Source organism: Mesorhizobium sp. M0496, assembly GCF_040321205.1.
Lineage (GTDB): Bacteria > Pseudomonadota > Alphaproteobacteria > Rhizobiales > Rhizobiaceae > Mesorhizobium.
Window position 1 is genome coordinate 1 of sequence record NZ_JAMYRC010000073.1, and the last position, 15,962, is coordinate 15,962.

Here is a 15,962-nt window from a genome sequence, read left to right on the forward strand (position 1 = left end):
AATCCCCCCTTATCACAGCAGTTCGGGGGCACTACCCGTGCGGTCCGCGTAAGTGAGGCCTAATCCATCCCCCCCCAGTCCGTCCTGATTCGCTCGACACCTCTCCCCCGATCGACGGGGGAGAGGAACCCAAGTTCTTCCAGCCTCAAGCAGCCACCGGCCGCCGCGCCAGTCCATCGCGGATATGGCGCGCGAATTCCCGCGCTGCCGCGCCGACTCCGAGTCTCGGCAAATGCAGGTTGATCGAGAAATTCGGCAGCGGCGGCAGCCCCAAGTCTGATGGCAATATGTCGAGATCGGCCGGCACCGTGGAGGCGAGCCATGTGGTGACCGCGAGGTCGGAGCGGACCGTCGCCGTCGTCGCGTCGATGTTGCCGTTTTCGAACACGGTGCGCCATTCCAGCCCATGCTCGCTGAGCGCCGCCAGCACCGCCGGTCGGAAGGCGCAGGTGTCGGCGACGATCGAGACCGGCAGCGGCCGCTTGGCACGGGCAACGCCGCCCTTGGCGCCGACCCAGACCAGCCGGTCGATGGCAAGGCATTCGCCCGCAGACGGGCCGACGCGTTCCTCGATCACCGCAAGGTCGATGGTCCCGGCTGCAAGGGCAGCAGTCAGTTCCGGCGACGAGGCGCAGACCAATGATATCTCGACCTGCGAATAGGTCTCGGCATAGGTCTTCAGCACCGGTGCCAGCAAGGTGCCGACAAGGTCGTAGGGCACACCGAGGCGCACCTGGCCGGCGACCGGGGTGCCCGCCATTTCGGCCCAGATTTCGTCATTCAAGGCCAGCAGCCGCTTTCCCTTGCCGAACAGCTGTTCGCCGGCACGCGTCAGCCGCAAGCCGCGCCGGTCGCGCTCGAACAGGCCGGAACCGAACGCTTCCTCCAGCCGCTTGATCTGCTGGCTGACAGCACCCTGCGTCAGGTGCAGCGCATTGGCGGCCGCCGTCATGCTGGCCTTGTCGGCGACGGTCACGAAGGTGCGGATCAGCGCCATATCGAGATTTCGGATCATGGTTGGCATTATGCCTGCTAATGCAAACCATGGCAAACATTGCATTTACTGAAGTTCGCGCACGGCTACGATGGCAATTTCCGAACAGAGGAAGCCGCATGCTCGAGCCCATCATCCCGCTCATCCTGTTTGCCATCGTTGCCACCACAACGCCCGGCATCGCCACGACCTTGTCGACGGCGTCCGGCGCCCAGTTCGGCTTTCGCCGTTCCGTGCCTTTGCTGGTCGGCAGCGCCGCCGGCCTCGCCACCGTGACCGGTGCCGCGGCAGCCGGGCTCGCCGGCCTGCTGCTTGCCGTGCCCTCGCTGCAACTGGCGATGAAGGTAATCGGCTCGCTCTATCTCGTCTGGCTGGCGATCAAGATAGGCCGCAGCGGGCCGCCCAATCTGGACGTGACCATGGCCAGACCGAACAGCTTTCTCGGCGGCGCCGGCATTCAGTGGATGAATCCCAAGGGCTGGGCGATGGGATTGGGTGCCGCAGCCTCGTTCGCGGCGCTGGCCAGCGGGCCGATGCAGCTTGCGCTGCTGCTAGGCGTCACCTTCGGCCTCGCCGCTGCCGCCTCGCTGTCGCTGTGGTGCGTGGCCGGCATGTTGCTTGCCCGGCTGCTCAAGACCGAGCGGCAATGGCGCGCGCTCAACATCGTGCTGGCGCTGGTGCTTGCCGCATCGATCATCCCGATGTGGCGGACGGCCTGAGGCACGGCCTTGCAGAACCTGGGTTCCTCGCCCCCATGAAATGGGGGAGAGGTGGCCGCGAAGCGGTCGGAGAGGGGGCTTCGTAGGGCGGGTGCCTTTTAGAATTTGGTCACCGTCGCGCCATTCCCCCTCTCCGTCTCGGCTTCGCCGAGCCACCTCTCCCCCACATCCGTGGGGGCGAGGAACCCAAGCCTTGCCAGCTCAAGCCGCGTAGCGCGCGGCCGGCTTGTCGGCGTGCAGGCTGCCGTAGAAGGCTTGCCGGGCACCGAGGAAAACGTCCAGCTTGGCCGCATCGGCAAGCGCCGGCACGGTGACGGCTTCGCCCCTGGCCAGGCCGACAAGCGCTGCATCGACCATATCGTCGGCCGTCATGATGATCTCCTTCGGAAGCGTATCGATATCGCCGCCGGCAAGCTCCCAGAACTCGGTCCGGGTCGCGCCCGGCAGCACCGCCTGCACCCTCACCTCAGTGCCGGCGACTTCACGGTGCAGGGCTTCGGTGAAGTTGACGACATAGGCCTTGGTACCGCTGTAGATGCCGCCGAACGAGGTGTCGAAGGCGAGCACCGAGGCGATGTTAACGATCGCGCCGCGGTTGCGTGCGAGAAGCCCCGGCAGCACGGCACGGGTCAGGCGCGTCAGGGCGATGACATTGACCTTGATCATGCGTTCGGCGGCGTCCGCATCAGCAGTTGCCACCACGGGCTGGCCGCCAAGCCCGGCATTGTTGACCAGCAGCGTCACGCTGTCGTCGGCTGTTACAGCCTGTTCGACGCGGCGCACGTCATTGTCGTCGGCCAGATCGGCGCTGATCACGCTGACCTTGCGGCCGTAGGCATAGCGCAGCTTCTCGGCCAGTTCCTCGAGCCGGTCGGCGCGCCGTGCCACCAGCACCAAATCATAGCCCTGCCCCGCCAGCCGGTCGGCATAGACCGCGCCTATGCCAGCCGAAGCGCCGGTGACGACCGCCGTGCCCTTGTTGCTCTGTCCACTCATTATGCTGTTCCTTCTGTTTAAAGTTGTTCGTTTCGACCTGGCCGCCGGCGCCGTGGGCATCTGACTCGCCCTGCCGGAAAGCTATCTGATTTATTTAGTGGTATATGCCACTAACTGCGAAGTAGGTATATGCCACTATCTTGTCAATGATCGAAGCGAGGATTATTTGACGGAAAGCAGCCGGACATTGTTCGCCGGCGCAAGGACCCATGATGTCGAAGGATACCCTTCCCGGCCTCACGCTTTGCAACAACGCCACGCTGCGGCGCGCGGCGCGCAAGCTCGGCCAGTTCTATGATGATGTGATGGCGCCTTCGGGACTGAAGGCCACGCAGCAAGGCCTGCTCTACCAGATCCATATCGGCAACGAACCGGCGATGGGCGCGATCGCCGCAGCGCTGATCATGGACCTGTCGGCGCTCGGCCATACGCTGAAGCCGCTGATCCGCGACGGCTATGTCGAGACCTTCGCCGATCCCGAGGATCGCCGCATCAAGCGCGTGCGGCTGACGCCGCAAGGTCTCGTCAAGCTCGAGGAAGCGATGAAGCTTTGGCAAATCGCCCAGCAACGCTTCGAGGACGTGGCAGGCAAGGAACAGGCGGAAAGGCTGCGCGCGGCGCTGGATGAGATCGCCGCGCTGGATTTCGATCTGCCGCCGGCCAGCTGAGCCGGCAGCGAAGTCTTGAGAAAGGTTCTATTCAGCCGGCATGGCGACCGCCCGGGCCACCCACCGACCAGCCAGCATGACACCAAGCCCGATGATCGGGAAGATCGCGGCGACCAGGCCGAGATCGGCCGGCGCGCCGTAGCGCAGCACGGCACCGCCGACCACGGCGCCCAGCGCGACGCCCAGATAGAGCGCGGAGGCGTTAAGCGACAGCACGATCGGGGCGGCATCGGGCGCCAGCTTGATGATGCGGCTCGCCTGCGCCGGTGGGAACGCCCAGCCGACGATGCCCCACGGCACCATCATCGCCATCAGCGCCGGCCCGGCAATATGGTGCGGCAGGAAGGTCGGGATGGCCGACAGCAGGACCAGCATGCCGGCACTCAGCGCCAACGACCAACCGACGGTGCGGGTCGCGCCGAACCGGTCGGCTGCCTGGCCGCCGCCAATGTTGCCGATGACGGCCCCGACGCCGAAGGCGAGCAGCATGCCGGGCAGTGCGATCTGGCTGAGCCCGCCGCCCTCGATGGCAAGCGGCGCGACATAGGCAAAGACGGTGAAGGCGCCAATCAGCGCCAGCACTGTCGTCAACAGGATCGGCATCACGCCGGGACGCAGCGCGGCAGCCAGCCTGCGCTTCAAGGGCAGCCTGGTGCCAACGATACCCTGCGGCAGCCGATACCACAGAATCGCGCCCGCAAGCGCGCCAAGGCCGGCGATGGCAAAGAAGGTGCCGCGCCAGCCGGCAATGGTGGCAACGAGCGCGCCCAGTGGCGCACCGACGGCTACGGCCACAGTGGTGCCGCCGACGACGACGGCGATGGCACGCGCCCGGTGATGGTCATCGACTAGTGCCACCGCCGTGCCCTGCGCGGTTGCTGCGAACAGGCCCGACGACAGCGCCATGACGATGCGCGCGATCAGCAGCAGCTCGAAGGAGGAACTCAAGGCGGCGGCGATGTTGCCGAGCACGAAGAACACCAGCGTCCACAGGATCACGCGGCGCCGGTCCCATTCGCCGGTCAGCGTCGCCAGGATCGGCGTGCCGACCGCGTAGGCGAGCGCGAAGGCGGTGATCAGCGTGCCGGCCAGCGGAATGGAAATGCCGGCATCCGTCGCGATGTCGGGCAGAAGGCTGGAGATGACGAAGCCTTCGGTCGAGATCGTGAACGATCCGAGCGCAAGCCAGAAGAGACGCTTGTCCATGGCGGGGTGTCCTTAGTTCAAAGGTTATTGAACAATTGGACATAACCGGGCATCATGTCAATGAAGCCAGCGGAAAATAGCTGAACCCTCCTGACAGCCCCATGTCAGCATTCGGTCAGCACAGTCGGCCAACAGGGCCGCGAAACGGAGAAACAGTGTGTACGGACACAGAAGGACAGACGCGTTGAAATCGGCCCCGACTGTGCTTAGTTTCGAGGCATGACCTTGCCACACCCCAATACGGACCAGATCAGCCTGCCGGTAGTGCTCGGCGTGCTCGGCGATCCGACCCGGCTCGCCATCGTGCGCTATCTCGCCAGCAAGCAGGGTGTGCCGCTGAACTGCAGCCAGTTCCTCGATTTCGGCTCGAAGACCAATCTGAGCTATCACCTGGCCAAACTGCGCGAGGCCGGTGTTACCCGCGCCGAAGTGGTCGGCACCAACCGCATGATCACCCTGCGCCGTGCCGACCTCGACGCCCGCTTCCCCGGCCTGCTCGACAGCGTCATTGCCGCGGCCGGCGCTGAGCCGGCGTTGCCGGCGGTCGGCGGCCACGACCTCGAAGTGCCGGCCTGAACCCAAGTCCTGTCAAGGTCGCACCCTTTTCCCACGGAGTCGCCAAAAAATGCGCATCGCCGTCCTCGCCGATATCCATGGCAATGTGCTGGCGTTGGACGCCGTGCTCGACGACCTGCGCCAGCGCGGTGGTGCTGACCTGACCGTCAATCTCGGCGACAGCGTTTCCGGCCCGCTATGGCCGCACGAGACGTTTGCGCGGCTGAAGGCGCTCAACCTGCCGACGGTGCGCGGCAACCACGACCGCCGCGTCGCCGCCGATCCGGCCGATGAGACCATGTGGGCCTCCGACGTCTACGCGCAGGAGCGGCTGACCGCGGCACAACGCCAGGTGCTTTTCGCCCAGCCGCTGACCCTGGAGATCGCGCCCGGCATCATCGCCTTCCATGCCCGGCCCGACCATGACGAAAAATATCTGCTCGATACGATCGTCAATGGCCAGCTGGTGCGCGCGCCGCTGGGGGCGATCCGGCGCCGGCTGAAGGCGCTCGATCCCGCCTGCCGCATCGCACTGTGCGGCCACAGCCACCGGGCGGAATTGATCCGCATCCCCGACGGTCCGGTCATCTTCAATCCCGGCAGCATCGGTTGCCCCGCCTATGATGATTCGACGCCGCCCGCGCATGTCTCCGAGCAAGGTTCGCCGCATGCCCGCTACGGCATCGTCACCTTGGGCAGCGCGGGCCAGCCCGACCGCTTCGAGGCTATCGCCGTCGACTACGACCACGAGGCGGCCGCCAGACAGGCCGAGCAGGCGGGACGGCCGGAATGGGCCCACGCGCTCAGAACCGGTTTTATGTCTGGCTGAGCGAAGCTCATGCCTCCCGACATGAACGCGCTTGCGTTCATGTCCAGCTGAACGCACTTGCGTTCCAGGCTGAATTGGTCGGCATGGGTGACAGAGCGGAAACGGCGGTCGAATTTTCGGGCTTACATGGCGGCGCGTCGTCCCTTATAAAACCGGCCGGGCATGCGGCGGGCTCGACTCGCCGCGGCATGGTATCAGCGCACGGCCAAATGATGAGGCGCACAGTTTCGCTCCGAACAACCCTGCATGCGCTGATTGCCGCTCTGCTGCTGATGGCGGCATGGCCAGCCATTGCCCCCACTATGGCTGAAGAGATGGCCGAAGAGGCGCCGGACCTCGTCATCTCCATCGTGACCGGCCTGGCGCCGGACGATCTTCTCAATCTCCGCACCACCGCATCGCCGGTCGCCAAGGTCGAGGCCCGGCTGATTGTCGGCGACAGGGTCACCAATCTCGGCTGCAATGACGTCAACGGCTACAAATGGTGCAAGGTCGAGAGCACGGGCAAACAGAAGCTGAGCGGCTGGGCGCCGGCGCGCTACCTCATCCCGCTCAATCCGGCCCCCTATGTCGAAGGCGAGACAAAACCGGCCGATGCGCCGGTGGTTGCCTCCACCGGCGATGAGGCGGGCAAGCCGGAGGCCGAAGCCGCCGCTGAGGCCGCCGCCTCTACTCAGCCGCCGCCCGACCTGACGGCGCGGCTGGGCGGCGCCGGCCCGGCAACTGAAAGCATGCCGAAAACCGCCACTGAAATCGGCCGCGCCGCGATGCAGGATGCCTATGGCCTCGCGCTGGCGGCGACCGAAACCTCAGGAGATGTCCAGGACGCCGCGCCGTCACAGTCGCCCGATTCTGCCGCCGACGAGATTCCCTGCGCCCGCTATGTCGGCCAGCCGATGGAGCGCTGCAAGGTCAGCGTCGCGCGCACCGCCGACAAGACCGACGTCACCGTGACCTGGCCCGATGGCGGCACGCGCATCATCTCCTTCGTCGCTGGCAAGCCGGTCAGCTCCGACGCGCCCAATGACTTCCGCTTCACCCGCGAAGGCAGCCTCAACATGATCCGCGTCGGCGTTTCCGAACGCTTCGAGATCACGGATCAGTTGGCGCTGGGGAATTAGCTGGACCCTTCGGACGTCGGCAGGACAGCGCCCCCCTCTGTCCTGCCGGACATCTCCCCCACACGGGGGGAGATTGGTAGTTGTGGCACCTCCCCCGTTCCTTCATCGTCGAAAATTGGCGAAAGCGGTCGCGACGTCCAATCTCCCTCCTCGTGGGGGAGATGTCCGGCAGGACAGAGGGGGGCGCGCCGGAACGAGGCGCTTGTTTGGGGCAGCCCACGCAAACCCTCATTTTCGGGGTTACATCTGTCAAAACTCTTCCCTATAAGGCCCTCCTAGCCTGATACCAGAATCGCGAGCACAACCGGCCGGGTCTTCCCGTCCCGGTTTTTTGTGCAAGCCGCCCGCCGAACGGACCATGACATGCCAAGACGCACTGACATCAAGTCGATCCTGATCATCGGGGCCGGCCCCATTGTCATCGGCCAGGCCTGCGAGTTCGACTATTCCGGCACCCAGGCCTGCAAGGCGCTGAAGGAAGAAGGTTTCAGGGTCATCCTGGTCAATTCCAACCCGGCCACCATCATGACCGACCCGGAACTGGCCGACGCCACCTATATCGAGCCGATCACCCCTGAGGTCGTCGCCAAGATCATCGCCAAGGAGCGGCCCGACGCGCTGCTGCCGACCATGGGCGGCCAGACCGCGCTCAACACCGCTTTGTCGCTGCGCCGCATGGGCGTGCTCGAGCGCTACAATGTCGAGATGATCGGCGCCGACGCCACGGCCATCGACAAGGCCGAGGACCGCGCGCTGTTTCGCGAGGCGATGAAGAAGATCGGGCTGGAAACGCCGAAGTCGATGCTGGCCAACGCCACCGACGTCAAGAACACCGACCGCAAGACGCATGAGGCCGAGCGCGCCGCCGTCAAGGCCGAGGCGCCTGCCGATCTCGATGCAGCACTGGACGCGCTGGAAACCCGCTGGAACCTCGGCGAAGGCGACCGCAAGCAGCGCTACATCAGCCATGGCATGGCGATCGCGGCCCAGGCGCTCGACCATGTCGGCCTGCCCGCCATCATCCGCCCGTCCTTCACCATGGGCGGCACCGGCGGCGGCATCGCCTACAACCGCGCCGAATTCTACGAGATCGTCCAGTCAGGCCTCGACGCCTCGCCGACCACCGAAGTGCTGATCGAGGAGAGCGTGCTCGGCTGGAAGGAGTATGAGATGGAGGTCGTCCGCGACAAGGCGGACAATTGCATCATCGTCTGCTCGATCGAGAACATCGACCCGATGGGCGTGCATACGGGCGATTCGATCACCGTTGCCCCTGCCCTGACCTTGACCGACAAAGAATACCAGATGATGCGCAACGCTTCGATCGCGGTGCTGCGCGAGATCGGCGTCGAGACCGGCGGCTCCAACGTGCAGTTCGCCGTCAATCCTGCGGACGGAAGGCTCGTCGTCATCGAGATGAATCCGCGCGTCTCGCGCAGCTCCGCCTTGGCTTCGAAGGCGACCGGTTTCCCGATCGCCAAGATCGCCGCCAAGCTCGCCGTCGGCTACACGCTGGACGAGCTGGAGAACGACATTACCGGCGGCGCCACGCCGGCCTCGTTCGAGCCGTCGATCGATTACGTCGTCACAAAAATCCCGCGCTTTGCGTTTGAAAAGTTCCCCGGCGCCGAGCCGGTGCTGACCACCGCCATGAAGTCGGTCGGCGAAGTCATGGCCATCGGCCGCAGTTTCCAGGAATCGCTGCAGAAAGCGCTGCGTGGCCTCGAAACCGGCCTGACGGGTCTGGATGAAATCGAGATCCCCGGTCTCGGCTACGGTGCCGCGACCGCCAACCATGCCGACGACCGCAATGCCATCCGCGCCGCACTGGGCACCCCAACGCCCGACCGGCTGCGCATGGTGGCGCAGGCGATCCGCATGGGCACCTCCCTGGAAGACGTGCACGCCATGTGCAAGATCGACCCGTGGTTCCTCGAGCAGATCGCCGGCATCCTCGCCATGGAAGCCCGCATCCGCGAGCACGGCATCCCGCAGGACGCCGTCAACCTGCGCATGCTGAAAGCCATGGGCTTTTCCGATGCCCGCCTCGCCTCGCTGACCAGAACCGACATCGAAGTGATCGAGAAGGCGCGTGAAAAGCTCGACGTTCATCCGGTCTACAAGCGCATCGACACCTGCGCGGCCGAATTCGCCTCGCCCACCGCCTACATGTATTCGACCTATGAGGTGCCGTTTGCCGGCGCGCTCGCCAACGAGGCGCAGGTCTCGTCGCGGAAAAAGGTCGTTATCCTCGGCGGCGGACCCAACCGCATCGGCCAGGGCATCGAGTTCGACTATTGCTGCTGCCATGCCGCCTTTGCGCTGCGCGATGCCGGCTATGAGGCGATCATGATCAACTGCAACCCGGAGACGGTCTCGACCGACTACGACACCTCGGACCGGCTCTATTTCGAGCCGCTGACGGCGGAGGACGTGCTGGAGATCCTGCGCGCCGAACAGGCGTCGGGCGAACTGGTTGGCGTCATCGTCCAGTTCGGCGGCCAGACGCCGCTGAAACTGGCCGATGCGCTGGAGAAGGCCGGCATCCCGATCCTCGGCACCTCGCCCGATATGATCGATCTCGCCGAAGACCGCGACCGCTTCCAGAAGCTCTTGCACAAGCTCGGCCTCAGCCAGCCGAAGAACGGCATCGCCTATTCGGTCGAGCAGGCCCGCCTCGTCGCTGGCGAGCTCGGTTTCCCGCTGGTGGTGCGCCCGTCCTATGTGCTCGGCGGCCGCGCCATGCAGATCATCCACAGCGAGGGCATGCTGCAAACCTATTTGCTCGACACCGTGCCCGGCCTGGTGCCGGAAGACATCAAGCAGAAATACCCCAACGACAAGACCGGCCAGATCAACACGCTGCTGGGCAAGAACCCGCTGCTGTTCGATACCTATCTCTCCGGCGCCATCGAGGTCGATGTCGACTGCCTCTGCGACGGCAAGGACACTTTCGTCTCCGGCATATTGGAGCACATCGAGGAAGCCGGCATCCATTCGGGCGACAGTGCCTGCTCGCTGCCGGTGCACTCGCTGCCTTCGGAACTGGTCGACGAGCTGGAGCGCCAGACGGCGGCGCTCGCTCGCGCGCTCAATGTCGGCGGACTGATGAACGTGCAGTATGCGATCAAGGACGGCACGGTCTATGTGCTGGAGGTCAACCCGCGCGCATCCCGCACCGTGCCCTTCGTCGCCAAGACCATCGGCCGGCCGATTGCGAAGATTGCTGCCCGCATCATGGCCGGCGAAAAGCTGGAAGATGCCTTCGCCCATTACGGCGCCATGCCCGACCCCAGGAACCCCGGCCACATCGCGGTCAAGGAAGCGGTGTTCCCCTTCGCCCGCTTCCCCGGCGTCGACATATTGCTCGGCCCGGAAATGCGCTCGACCGGCGAGGTCATGGGCCTCGACCGCGATTTCGCGCTGGCCTTCGCCAAGAGCCAGCTCGGCGCCGGCGTCGACCTGCCACGCTCCGGCACGCTGTTCGTCTCGGTGCGCGACGAGGACAAGAAAGGCATCCTGCCGGCGGTCAAGCGCCTCGCCGGCCTCGGCTTCAAGGTGCTGGCCACCTCGGGCACGGCCCGCTTCCTCGCCGAAAACGGCGTCGACGCGCAGAAGATAAACAAGGTCCTGGAAGGCCGCCCCCACATCGAAGACGCCATCCGTAACCGCCAGGTGCAGATCGTCTTCAACACGACGGATGGCCAGAAGGCGGTGTCGGACTCGAAGTCGCTACGCCGGGCGACACTGATGCAGAAGGTGCCGTACTATACGACGCTGTCGGGTGCGGCTGCCGTGGCGGAAGCGATTGCGGCGCTGAAGGCGGGGAGCCTGGAGGTCAGGCCCCTGCAGGAGTATTTTGCTTAGGCGATTATCTCCCATCTCCCCGTTCAACGGGGAGTAGGTGCCGGCAGGCGGATGACGGGCAGCGCCAAACGTCTCTGAAAAAAGCTCAGCAGCACAACTGACAGAACGCCTAGGTTAATTTGGAAGTTTTAATATACCTTGCTTCCACAGGCTCCGAAGCCGGTTTCCAATATTCATTGCGACCTGCCCAGCATTTAATGTCCGTTGAGACGTGCAATCTCATGAAGCGCTTCTATGTCGGCAACGCCGTCAGGTCGCTTGTAATGGACAGCAATGATCGCTTCCCATTCAAGATTCTCAGGTCGCTTTGACCATGCGTCGCGTTGATCACCTGTAATGTCCATCGCTTACTCCATCCATCGGCTCTGATTTGAGCTTAGCGCGAAGCGAGCCGCAGCAGAAGCTGTCTCGCCGGCCTTGGCTCAACGGTGCTGGAAGGCCGCGTCCGCACATTGAGGGCGCCATCGGCAACCGCAGGGCCTAGTGGTACCCACCTGACATAAGAGTCCGGCTCGGGATTCCCCTTGGCTGCACGCGAAGGAGCGGCATTTTTGTTTGGGCCAACTCAGTCAGTCACCGTCGTGAAAAGTTCGAGTACCAATTCCATTCCCACGTTCTGCCCGCATCAGCGGAGAACGCACGGCTGTAGATCGGGGTTTTCGGGTTGCGCTTATCCCAGTGGAATTTCACGATAACGTCCTTGCCGGCCACAACCTCATGGCCGAAGAATTCGCCTTCGTCGCCGTTGAACGAGCCCACCTTTCCGTCATCGAGTTTGCCCGCGTTGCTGTCGGCCCAGTAGATCGTCCAGAGACGCGTCTTTGGATCGAACAATCGCACGGTGAGGCCCTCGAACGGCTTTCCTCCCAACTCCGTATGAAAAATGTCGAAGTTGCCCAAACCTACTAGGATTTGGCGGAACTCCTGGGTCGCGTCGAATTCCTCCCACTCGTCGCTGCCGGCCAGCGGTTCCTTCAACGTACGATTTCTGATGTTCCAGTTGCCCACCAAATAGTCGAAATCATTTTTGGACGACGTCTCGCTCGCCGTTATCGCAAGTTTCCCGTCCGATGAAAGAGAGAACGCACTCATCTACTTTTCCTTTGGATCGACGTTGTGCCAGCACTCCCATCGCCGCGGACATGACGAATGTATGGGTGTTTCTTCGATGACTGCGGCGCACTTCGCATGTCCGATCGCGGCAACAATTGGATGGGACCCAACAACGCGTCGTGATTATGCACGCCCGCCGTCACCTCCACGTTGCAACGCGTAAGCCGAAGACCCGTTCCGGGCACGATCCGCTTCGGTTAGCTCCGCCACTCGGTCGCGAAGTCGAGTTGCTCTGCGCTCCACTCAGGATTCGCTAACCGCCCTGCCCCTGAACCGACCTCCCAACTCGCAGTAGGTGGACTTCGTCGAGAGACGTTAGATGCCCCTCACGCCACCGCCACGCACTCAATCTCGATATCAAACTCCATCGGCCAAGAAGCCACCGGCACAAAACTCCGCGCCGGTGGGTTGGTCGAAAAGTACTTCGCATAGACCCGGTTGATGGCGTTGTAGAAGCCGGAATTGACGGCATAGATGCGCACCATCACGACATTGTCCAGCGAAGTGCCGGCCGCTTCCAGGCAATGTTTCAGCGCCTTCAGCGATGCCTCGGTCTGCGTTTCGATGTCGCCGCGCACCATCTCGCCGGTCACCATGTCCACCGGCGGCGTCGCCGAGATGAACACGAAGCCGTTGGCCTTCACCGCTGTCGAGCAGGGCAAGCCGAGCGCCCGCACCTTGGCCGACATCACCGGCACTTCGATGATTTCTTTCTTCACGGCAATCCTCCCTTTGTTGCGAGCCGAGGTTGGCGCCAAGGCCCCCTCACCCAGCCTCCGCTTCGCTCGGCTGACCTCTCCCCGAGGGGAGAGGAGACCGGCATCGTCGGCGCCAAACTCTTCTCCCCGCCGGGGAGAAGGTGGCCGCGAAGCGGTCGGATGAGGGAGTCTTTTGCGAGAACCTCTGATTTCTGGGAGCTTATCCCGGCACCGGCGGAACGCCAGCGCCGACGCATGGTCCAGGCCTCAAGCCGTCGCCACGCACTCGATCTCGATATCGAACTCCATCGGCCATGACGCCACCGGCACGAAGGTCCGCGATGGCGGGTTTTCGGGAAAATGCCTGGCGTAGACGCGGTTGATGGCGTTGTAGAAGCCGCAATTGACGGCGTAGATGCGCACCATCACAACGTTCTCCAGTGAGGTGCCGGCCGCTTCCAGACAATGTTTCAGCGCCTTTAGCGACGCTTCGGTCTGGGTTTCGATGTCGCCCTTGACCAGCCTGCCGGTCGCGATATCGAGCGGCGGCGTGCCGGACACGAAGACCAGCCCGGCGGCTTTGGTCACCAGCGACAGCGGCACGCCCAGAGTGCGCACGGCCGCCGACAGCACCGGCACTTCGATGATTTCCTTCTTCATGGCAAATCTCCCTGAGCTTGCAGCAGGCTGCCGCTTTAGTTCTCATGAAGAGGACCCCCTAACCCTCCTCCCAAGGGCAGGGCTATCGCATGTGGATTCTTGCGAAGAAGGACCCCCACCCTAACCCCTCCCCACAAGGGGGAGGGAACGCTGCCGCGTGCCTTTAAATTCTTCTTTGGCGCCGAAAGACAGGCGATTTGCCTAGGTCAGCGCCAACGGAAGTCTCCGTCCCCCTTGTGGGGAGGGTTAGGGGTGGGTCCTCTTCGCAAAAAACTGTAGGTGACAACCCAGTGCTTCAGGGAGTTTATCCCGGCGCTGGCGGAAGGCCAGTGCCGGCGCTCGCTCTAATCAAAGAAACCGATGAACCGTCCGGCGAAAAGCACGGAAGTCCACAGCACAATCGAGAGCATGGCCAGGACGGTCCCGCCTGCCGGCTCGTCGTTGCCTGTTGCGCGACCGAAGCGCGTGAAGGCGAGGAAGTTGACGCCGGCAACAAGGATGAGTGCCATCTTGGCGAGGAAAATCGGCATTGCCGCATAGGTGCTTGCCTTCACTGAAAACAGCAGCGAGCCCGTGACGAGCGCGCCCGCGAACGCACCCGATGCAATGCGGCGCAGCAGCGCGACGAACGCCGCGTGCGGCAGCGAGCGGAAGGCGCCGCAGATCCTGAGGTCCATGAGAACGACACTGGTCAGCAGCACGCCGATCGACATGATGTGGAGCGCGTTGACCACGGGGTAGGCAACGAAGGAGGCCTTCAGCCACCGCGCCAGGGCGAGTTGCTCGATACCGGCGAGGAACTCCGCCATTCAAGCAGGTGGCACACGGTCGGGATAGACATCATACGTCTTCCCATTGACGATGATGCGCACCGCTTTCATGCGCTTTTCGGTCGCCTCGAGCGAGCGGTTGCCGATCGCGGTCACCTCGTCGCCGACCTTGGCAACCTCCTCCGTGAAGCCGGCGGCGATCGTGCGGGATGGCGGCGCCATCTCCACCCGCCAGGCCTCTCCCTCGGCGTCGACATCCAGCGTGGCATGCGGATTGCCGATATAGATGGCCGTGATCTTGCCCCTGAGTTCGAAAAACCCGTCCTGCGTCCACGACCAGCCATGATGGGCATAGGCCGCGGTGCCGGCGGCAAGCATCACGGCCGCCGTCAGCGCGACACCGCGAATTCCGTTGAACTGCATCGCTCGTCTCCTCGGTTTATCCAGAGGCATTCGAGAAGTAGGACACGGCAAGGCAAGGTCAAATCACATCGGGCGAAAGGCCGTGCCGCAAGGCGCCCACTCAATCACCGGCGACCCTGCCTTGCTAATGACATCCATGCCCGCCACTCTTGCCCGTCTTGGCCGCTTTCCCCCAGGCTGAAGACCGGACTCACATCAAAACGAGGCAAACCATGAGCAGCATGAGAGACCGTCAGGAAGGCTTCGAAAAGAAGTTTGCGATGGACGAGGAAACGAAGTTCAGGGCCATGGCGCGCCGTAACAAGCTGCTCGGCCTGTGGGCCGCCGAAAAGCTCGGCAAATCCGATGCGGACGCCGACGCCTATGCGAAGGAGGTTGTGCATGCGGACTTCGAAGAGGCCGGCGACAACGATGTGTTCCGCAAGGTGCGCGCCGATTTCGACGCGGCGGGCATCGCCCAGTCGGATGCTCAGATACGCACCGCCATGGAAGACCTGCTGGTGACCGCGGTCGAGCAGATCAGATCGACCTGAGCATCGCTCACCCCTGTCCCGGATACGCCGTGCCATCCTTGTGCAGAAAGCGTCCGTCGGAGCTTGGGCTCATCATGTCTATGTCGGAGCAGGTGATGACATCGTCCGGGTTGCGCGAGCCGACCTCCAGATAGAGCGCCGTCGTCGACGAGCGGTTGATCAGGTGATGGCCATTGCCGCTGTTCTTGGCGAAGGTCGCGCAGTCGCCTGCCCTGAGCAGCGTTTCGCCGCCATCCTCGACCAGCGTCAGCTCGCCCTCCAGCACAGTGACGAACTCGTCCTCATGGCTGTGCCAATGGCGCTGGCTGGACCATCCACCTGATGGCAGTGTCATCAGATTGACGCCGAAATCGGTGAGGCCGCCGGCGTCACCGAGACGGCGGCGTGTGCGGGTGACGCAGGGGGCATCGAAGGGTGCGGGGTAGCCGGAGCCTTTGCGGACAGGCACGGTGGATAGATCGACCTTGGGCATGGGTGTCTCGCTCGGGATTGATGGCCACAGTCTAATTCGTCGACCGTGAACTATCCGCAAGCCGTTGATCTGGCATGTTGATTGAGGCGGATAGCGGCTTTTGAATTGCAGGATTAGCGGTTTATGGGGGCTGTTTTCCTGCAATTCGTTTTGCGATTCCCTTGCGCTGCGGAGCGTGATTCACTTGGTTCGGCGGCGGCGAATCGAGGGACGGCGAATGTCCAGGCCACGCGAGAAGCGCGAGACGGGAAAACAGGATCTGTTCCGCTCCAGGCTCGATCAGATCATCAATATGAAGCACGAGCTGGTGCGGCTGGCGCAGGCGATTGACTGGCCGG

The 15,962-nt window shown here is 63.7% G+C and carries 17 protein-coding genes; 7 read left to right on the forward strand and 10 right to left on the reverse strand.

The genetic code is table 11. From position 1 onward, the window contains the following. Positions 1-145 precede the first annotated feature (145 nt). Positions 146-1,015 (reverse strand): LysR family transcriptional regulator, encoded by an 870-nt coding sequence (locus NKI73_RS32230; protein ID WP_352635976.1) that lies wholly within the window; start codon positions 1,013-1,015, stop codon positions 146-148. 98 nt (positions 1,016-1,113) lie between these two features. On the opposite strand from NKI73_RS32230, the gene NKI73_RS32235 reads away from it, so the two are divergent. Next, positions 1,114-1,713, forward strand: a complete 600-nt coding sequence (locus NKI73_RS32235; protein ID WP_352635948.1) for a LysE family translocator — start codon at positions 1,114-1,116, stop codon at positions 1,711-1,713. Positions 1,714-1,914: 201 nt separating this feature from the next. Here NKI73_RS32235 and NKI73_RS32240 read toward each other — a convergent pair whose 3' ends face one another. Further along, the gene (locus tag NKI73_RS32240) at positions 1,915-2,709 is read right to left on the reverse strand and encodes an SDR family NAD(P)-dependent oxidoreductase (RefSeq protein WP_352635950.1); all 795 of its coding nucleotides are present in this window, start codon (positions 2,707-2,709) and stop codon (positions 1,915-1,917) included. Positions 2,710-2,921: 212 nt separating this feature from the next. Here NKI73_RS32240 and NKI73_RS32245 point away from each other — a divergent pair, with 212 nt between their 5' ends. Further along, on the forward strand, positions 2,922-3,377 hold the full coding sequence (locus NKI73_RS32245) for a MarR family winged helix-turn-helix transcriptional regulator (RefSeq protein WP_352635952.1): 456 nt from the start codon (positions 2,922-2,924) through the stop codon (positions 3,375-3,377). Positions 3,378-3,404: 27 nt separating this feature from the next. On the opposite strand, the gene NKI73_RS32250 is transcribed toward NKI73_RS32245, so the two are convergent. Then, complete coding sequence (locus tag NKI73_RS32250) at positions 3,405-4,583, reverse strand: MFS transporter (RefSeq protein WP_352635954.1); 1,179 nt, start codon at positions 4,581-4,583, stop codon at positions 3,405-3,407. Positions 4,584-4,802: 219 nt separating this feature from the next. Here NKI73_RS32250 and NKI73_RS32255 point away from each other — a divergent pair, with 219 nt between their 5' ends. From NKI73_RS32255 to carB, 4 genes are all read left to right on the forward strand, one after another. Further along, positions 4,803-5,159 (forward strand): ArsR/SmtB family transcription factor, encoded by a 357-nt coding sequence (locus tag NKI73_RS32255; RefSeq protein ID WP_352635956.1) that lies wholly within the window; start codon positions 4,803-4,805, stop codon positions 5,157-5,159. A 49-nt stretch (positions 5,160-5,208) separates the two neighbouring features. Beyond that, complete coding sequence (locus NKI73_RS32260; RefSeq protein ID WP_352635957.1) at positions 5,209-5,967, forward strand: metallophosphoesterase family protein; 759 nt, start codon at positions 5,209-5,211, stop codon at positions 5,965-5,967. 209 nt (positions 5,968-6,176) lie between these two features. Then, positions 6,177-7,088: an SH3 domain-containing protein gene (locus tag NKI73_RS32265; RefSeq protein ID WP_352635959.1), complete on the forward strand. Its 912-nt coding sequence runs from the start codon at positions 6,177-6,179 to the stop codon at positions 7,086-7,088. 363 nt (positions 7,089-7,451) lie between these two features. Further along, positions 7,452-10,955, forward strand: coding sequence for a carbamoyl-phosphate synthase large subunit (gene carB, locus NKI73_RS32270; protein ID WP_352635961.1), 3,504 nt, complete (start codon positions 7,452-7,454; stop codon positions 10,953-10,955). A gap of 194 nt (positions 10,956-11,149) precedes the next feature. Here carB and NKI73_RS32275 read toward each other — a convergent pair whose 3' ends face one another. From NKI73_RS32275 to NKI73_RS32300, 6 genes are all read right to left on the reverse strand, one after another. Further along, positions 11,150-11,299, reverse strand: a complete 150-nt coding sequence (locus NKI73_RS32275) for a hypothetical protein (protein WP_352635963.1) — start codon at positions 11,297-11,299, stop codon at positions 11,150-11,152. 229 nt (positions 11,300-11,528) lie between these two features. Further along, complete coding sequence (locus NKI73_RS32280; RefSeq protein ID WP_352635965.1) at positions 11,529-12,047, reverse strand: hypothetical protein; 519 nt, start codon at positions 12,045-12,047, stop codon at positions 11,529-11,531. A gap of 347 nt (positions 12,048-12,394) precedes the next feature. Beyond that, positions 12,395-12,787: a RidA family protein gene (locus tag NKI73_RS32285; protein ID WP_352635967.1), complete on the reverse strand. Its 393-nt coding sequence runs from the start codon at positions 12,785-12,787 to the stop codon at positions 12,395-12,397. A gap of 246 nt (positions 12,788-13,033) precedes the next feature. Next, positions 13,034-13,426 carry a RidA family protein gene (locus NKI73_RS32290; protein WP_352635968.1) on the reverse strand — a complete coding sequence of 131 codons (393 nt, stop codon included), beginning with the start codon at positions 13,424-13,426 and terminating at the stop codon, positions 13,034-13,036. A 344-nt stretch (positions 13,427-13,770) separates the two neighbouring features. Next, complete coding sequence (locus NKI73_RS32295; RefSeq protein WP_352635970.1) at positions 13,771-14,235, reverse strand: DUF6644 family protein; 465 nt, start codon at positions 14,233-14,235, stop codon at positions 13,771-13,773. After that, a complete protein-coding gene (locus NKI73_RS32300) occupies positions 14,236-14,619 on the reverse strand; it encodes a DUF6152 family protein (protein ID WP_352635972.1) in 384 nt (127 codons plus the stop codon). It abuts the gene before it with no gap. A 212-nt stretch (positions 14,620-14,831) separates the two neighbouring features. Here NKI73_RS32300 and NKI73_RS32305 point away from each other — a divergent pair, with 212 nt between their 5' ends. Then, positions 14,832-15,152 (forward strand): DUF1476 domain-containing protein, encoded by a 321-nt coding sequence (locus NKI73_RS32305; protein WP_352635974.1) that lies wholly within the window; start codon positions 14,832-14,834, stop codon positions 15,150-15,152. Between the two features lie 7 nt (positions 15,153-15,159). On the opposite strand, the gene NKI73_RS32310 is transcribed toward NKI73_RS32305, so the two are convergent. Continuing rightward, the gene (locus NKI73_RS32310; protein WP_352635975.1) at positions 15,160-15,624 is read right to left on the reverse strand and encodes a cupin domain-containing protein; all 465 of its coding nucleotides are present in this window, start codon (positions 15,622-15,624) and stop codon (positions 15,160-15,162) included. Positions 15,625-15,962 lie beyond the last annotated feature (338 nt).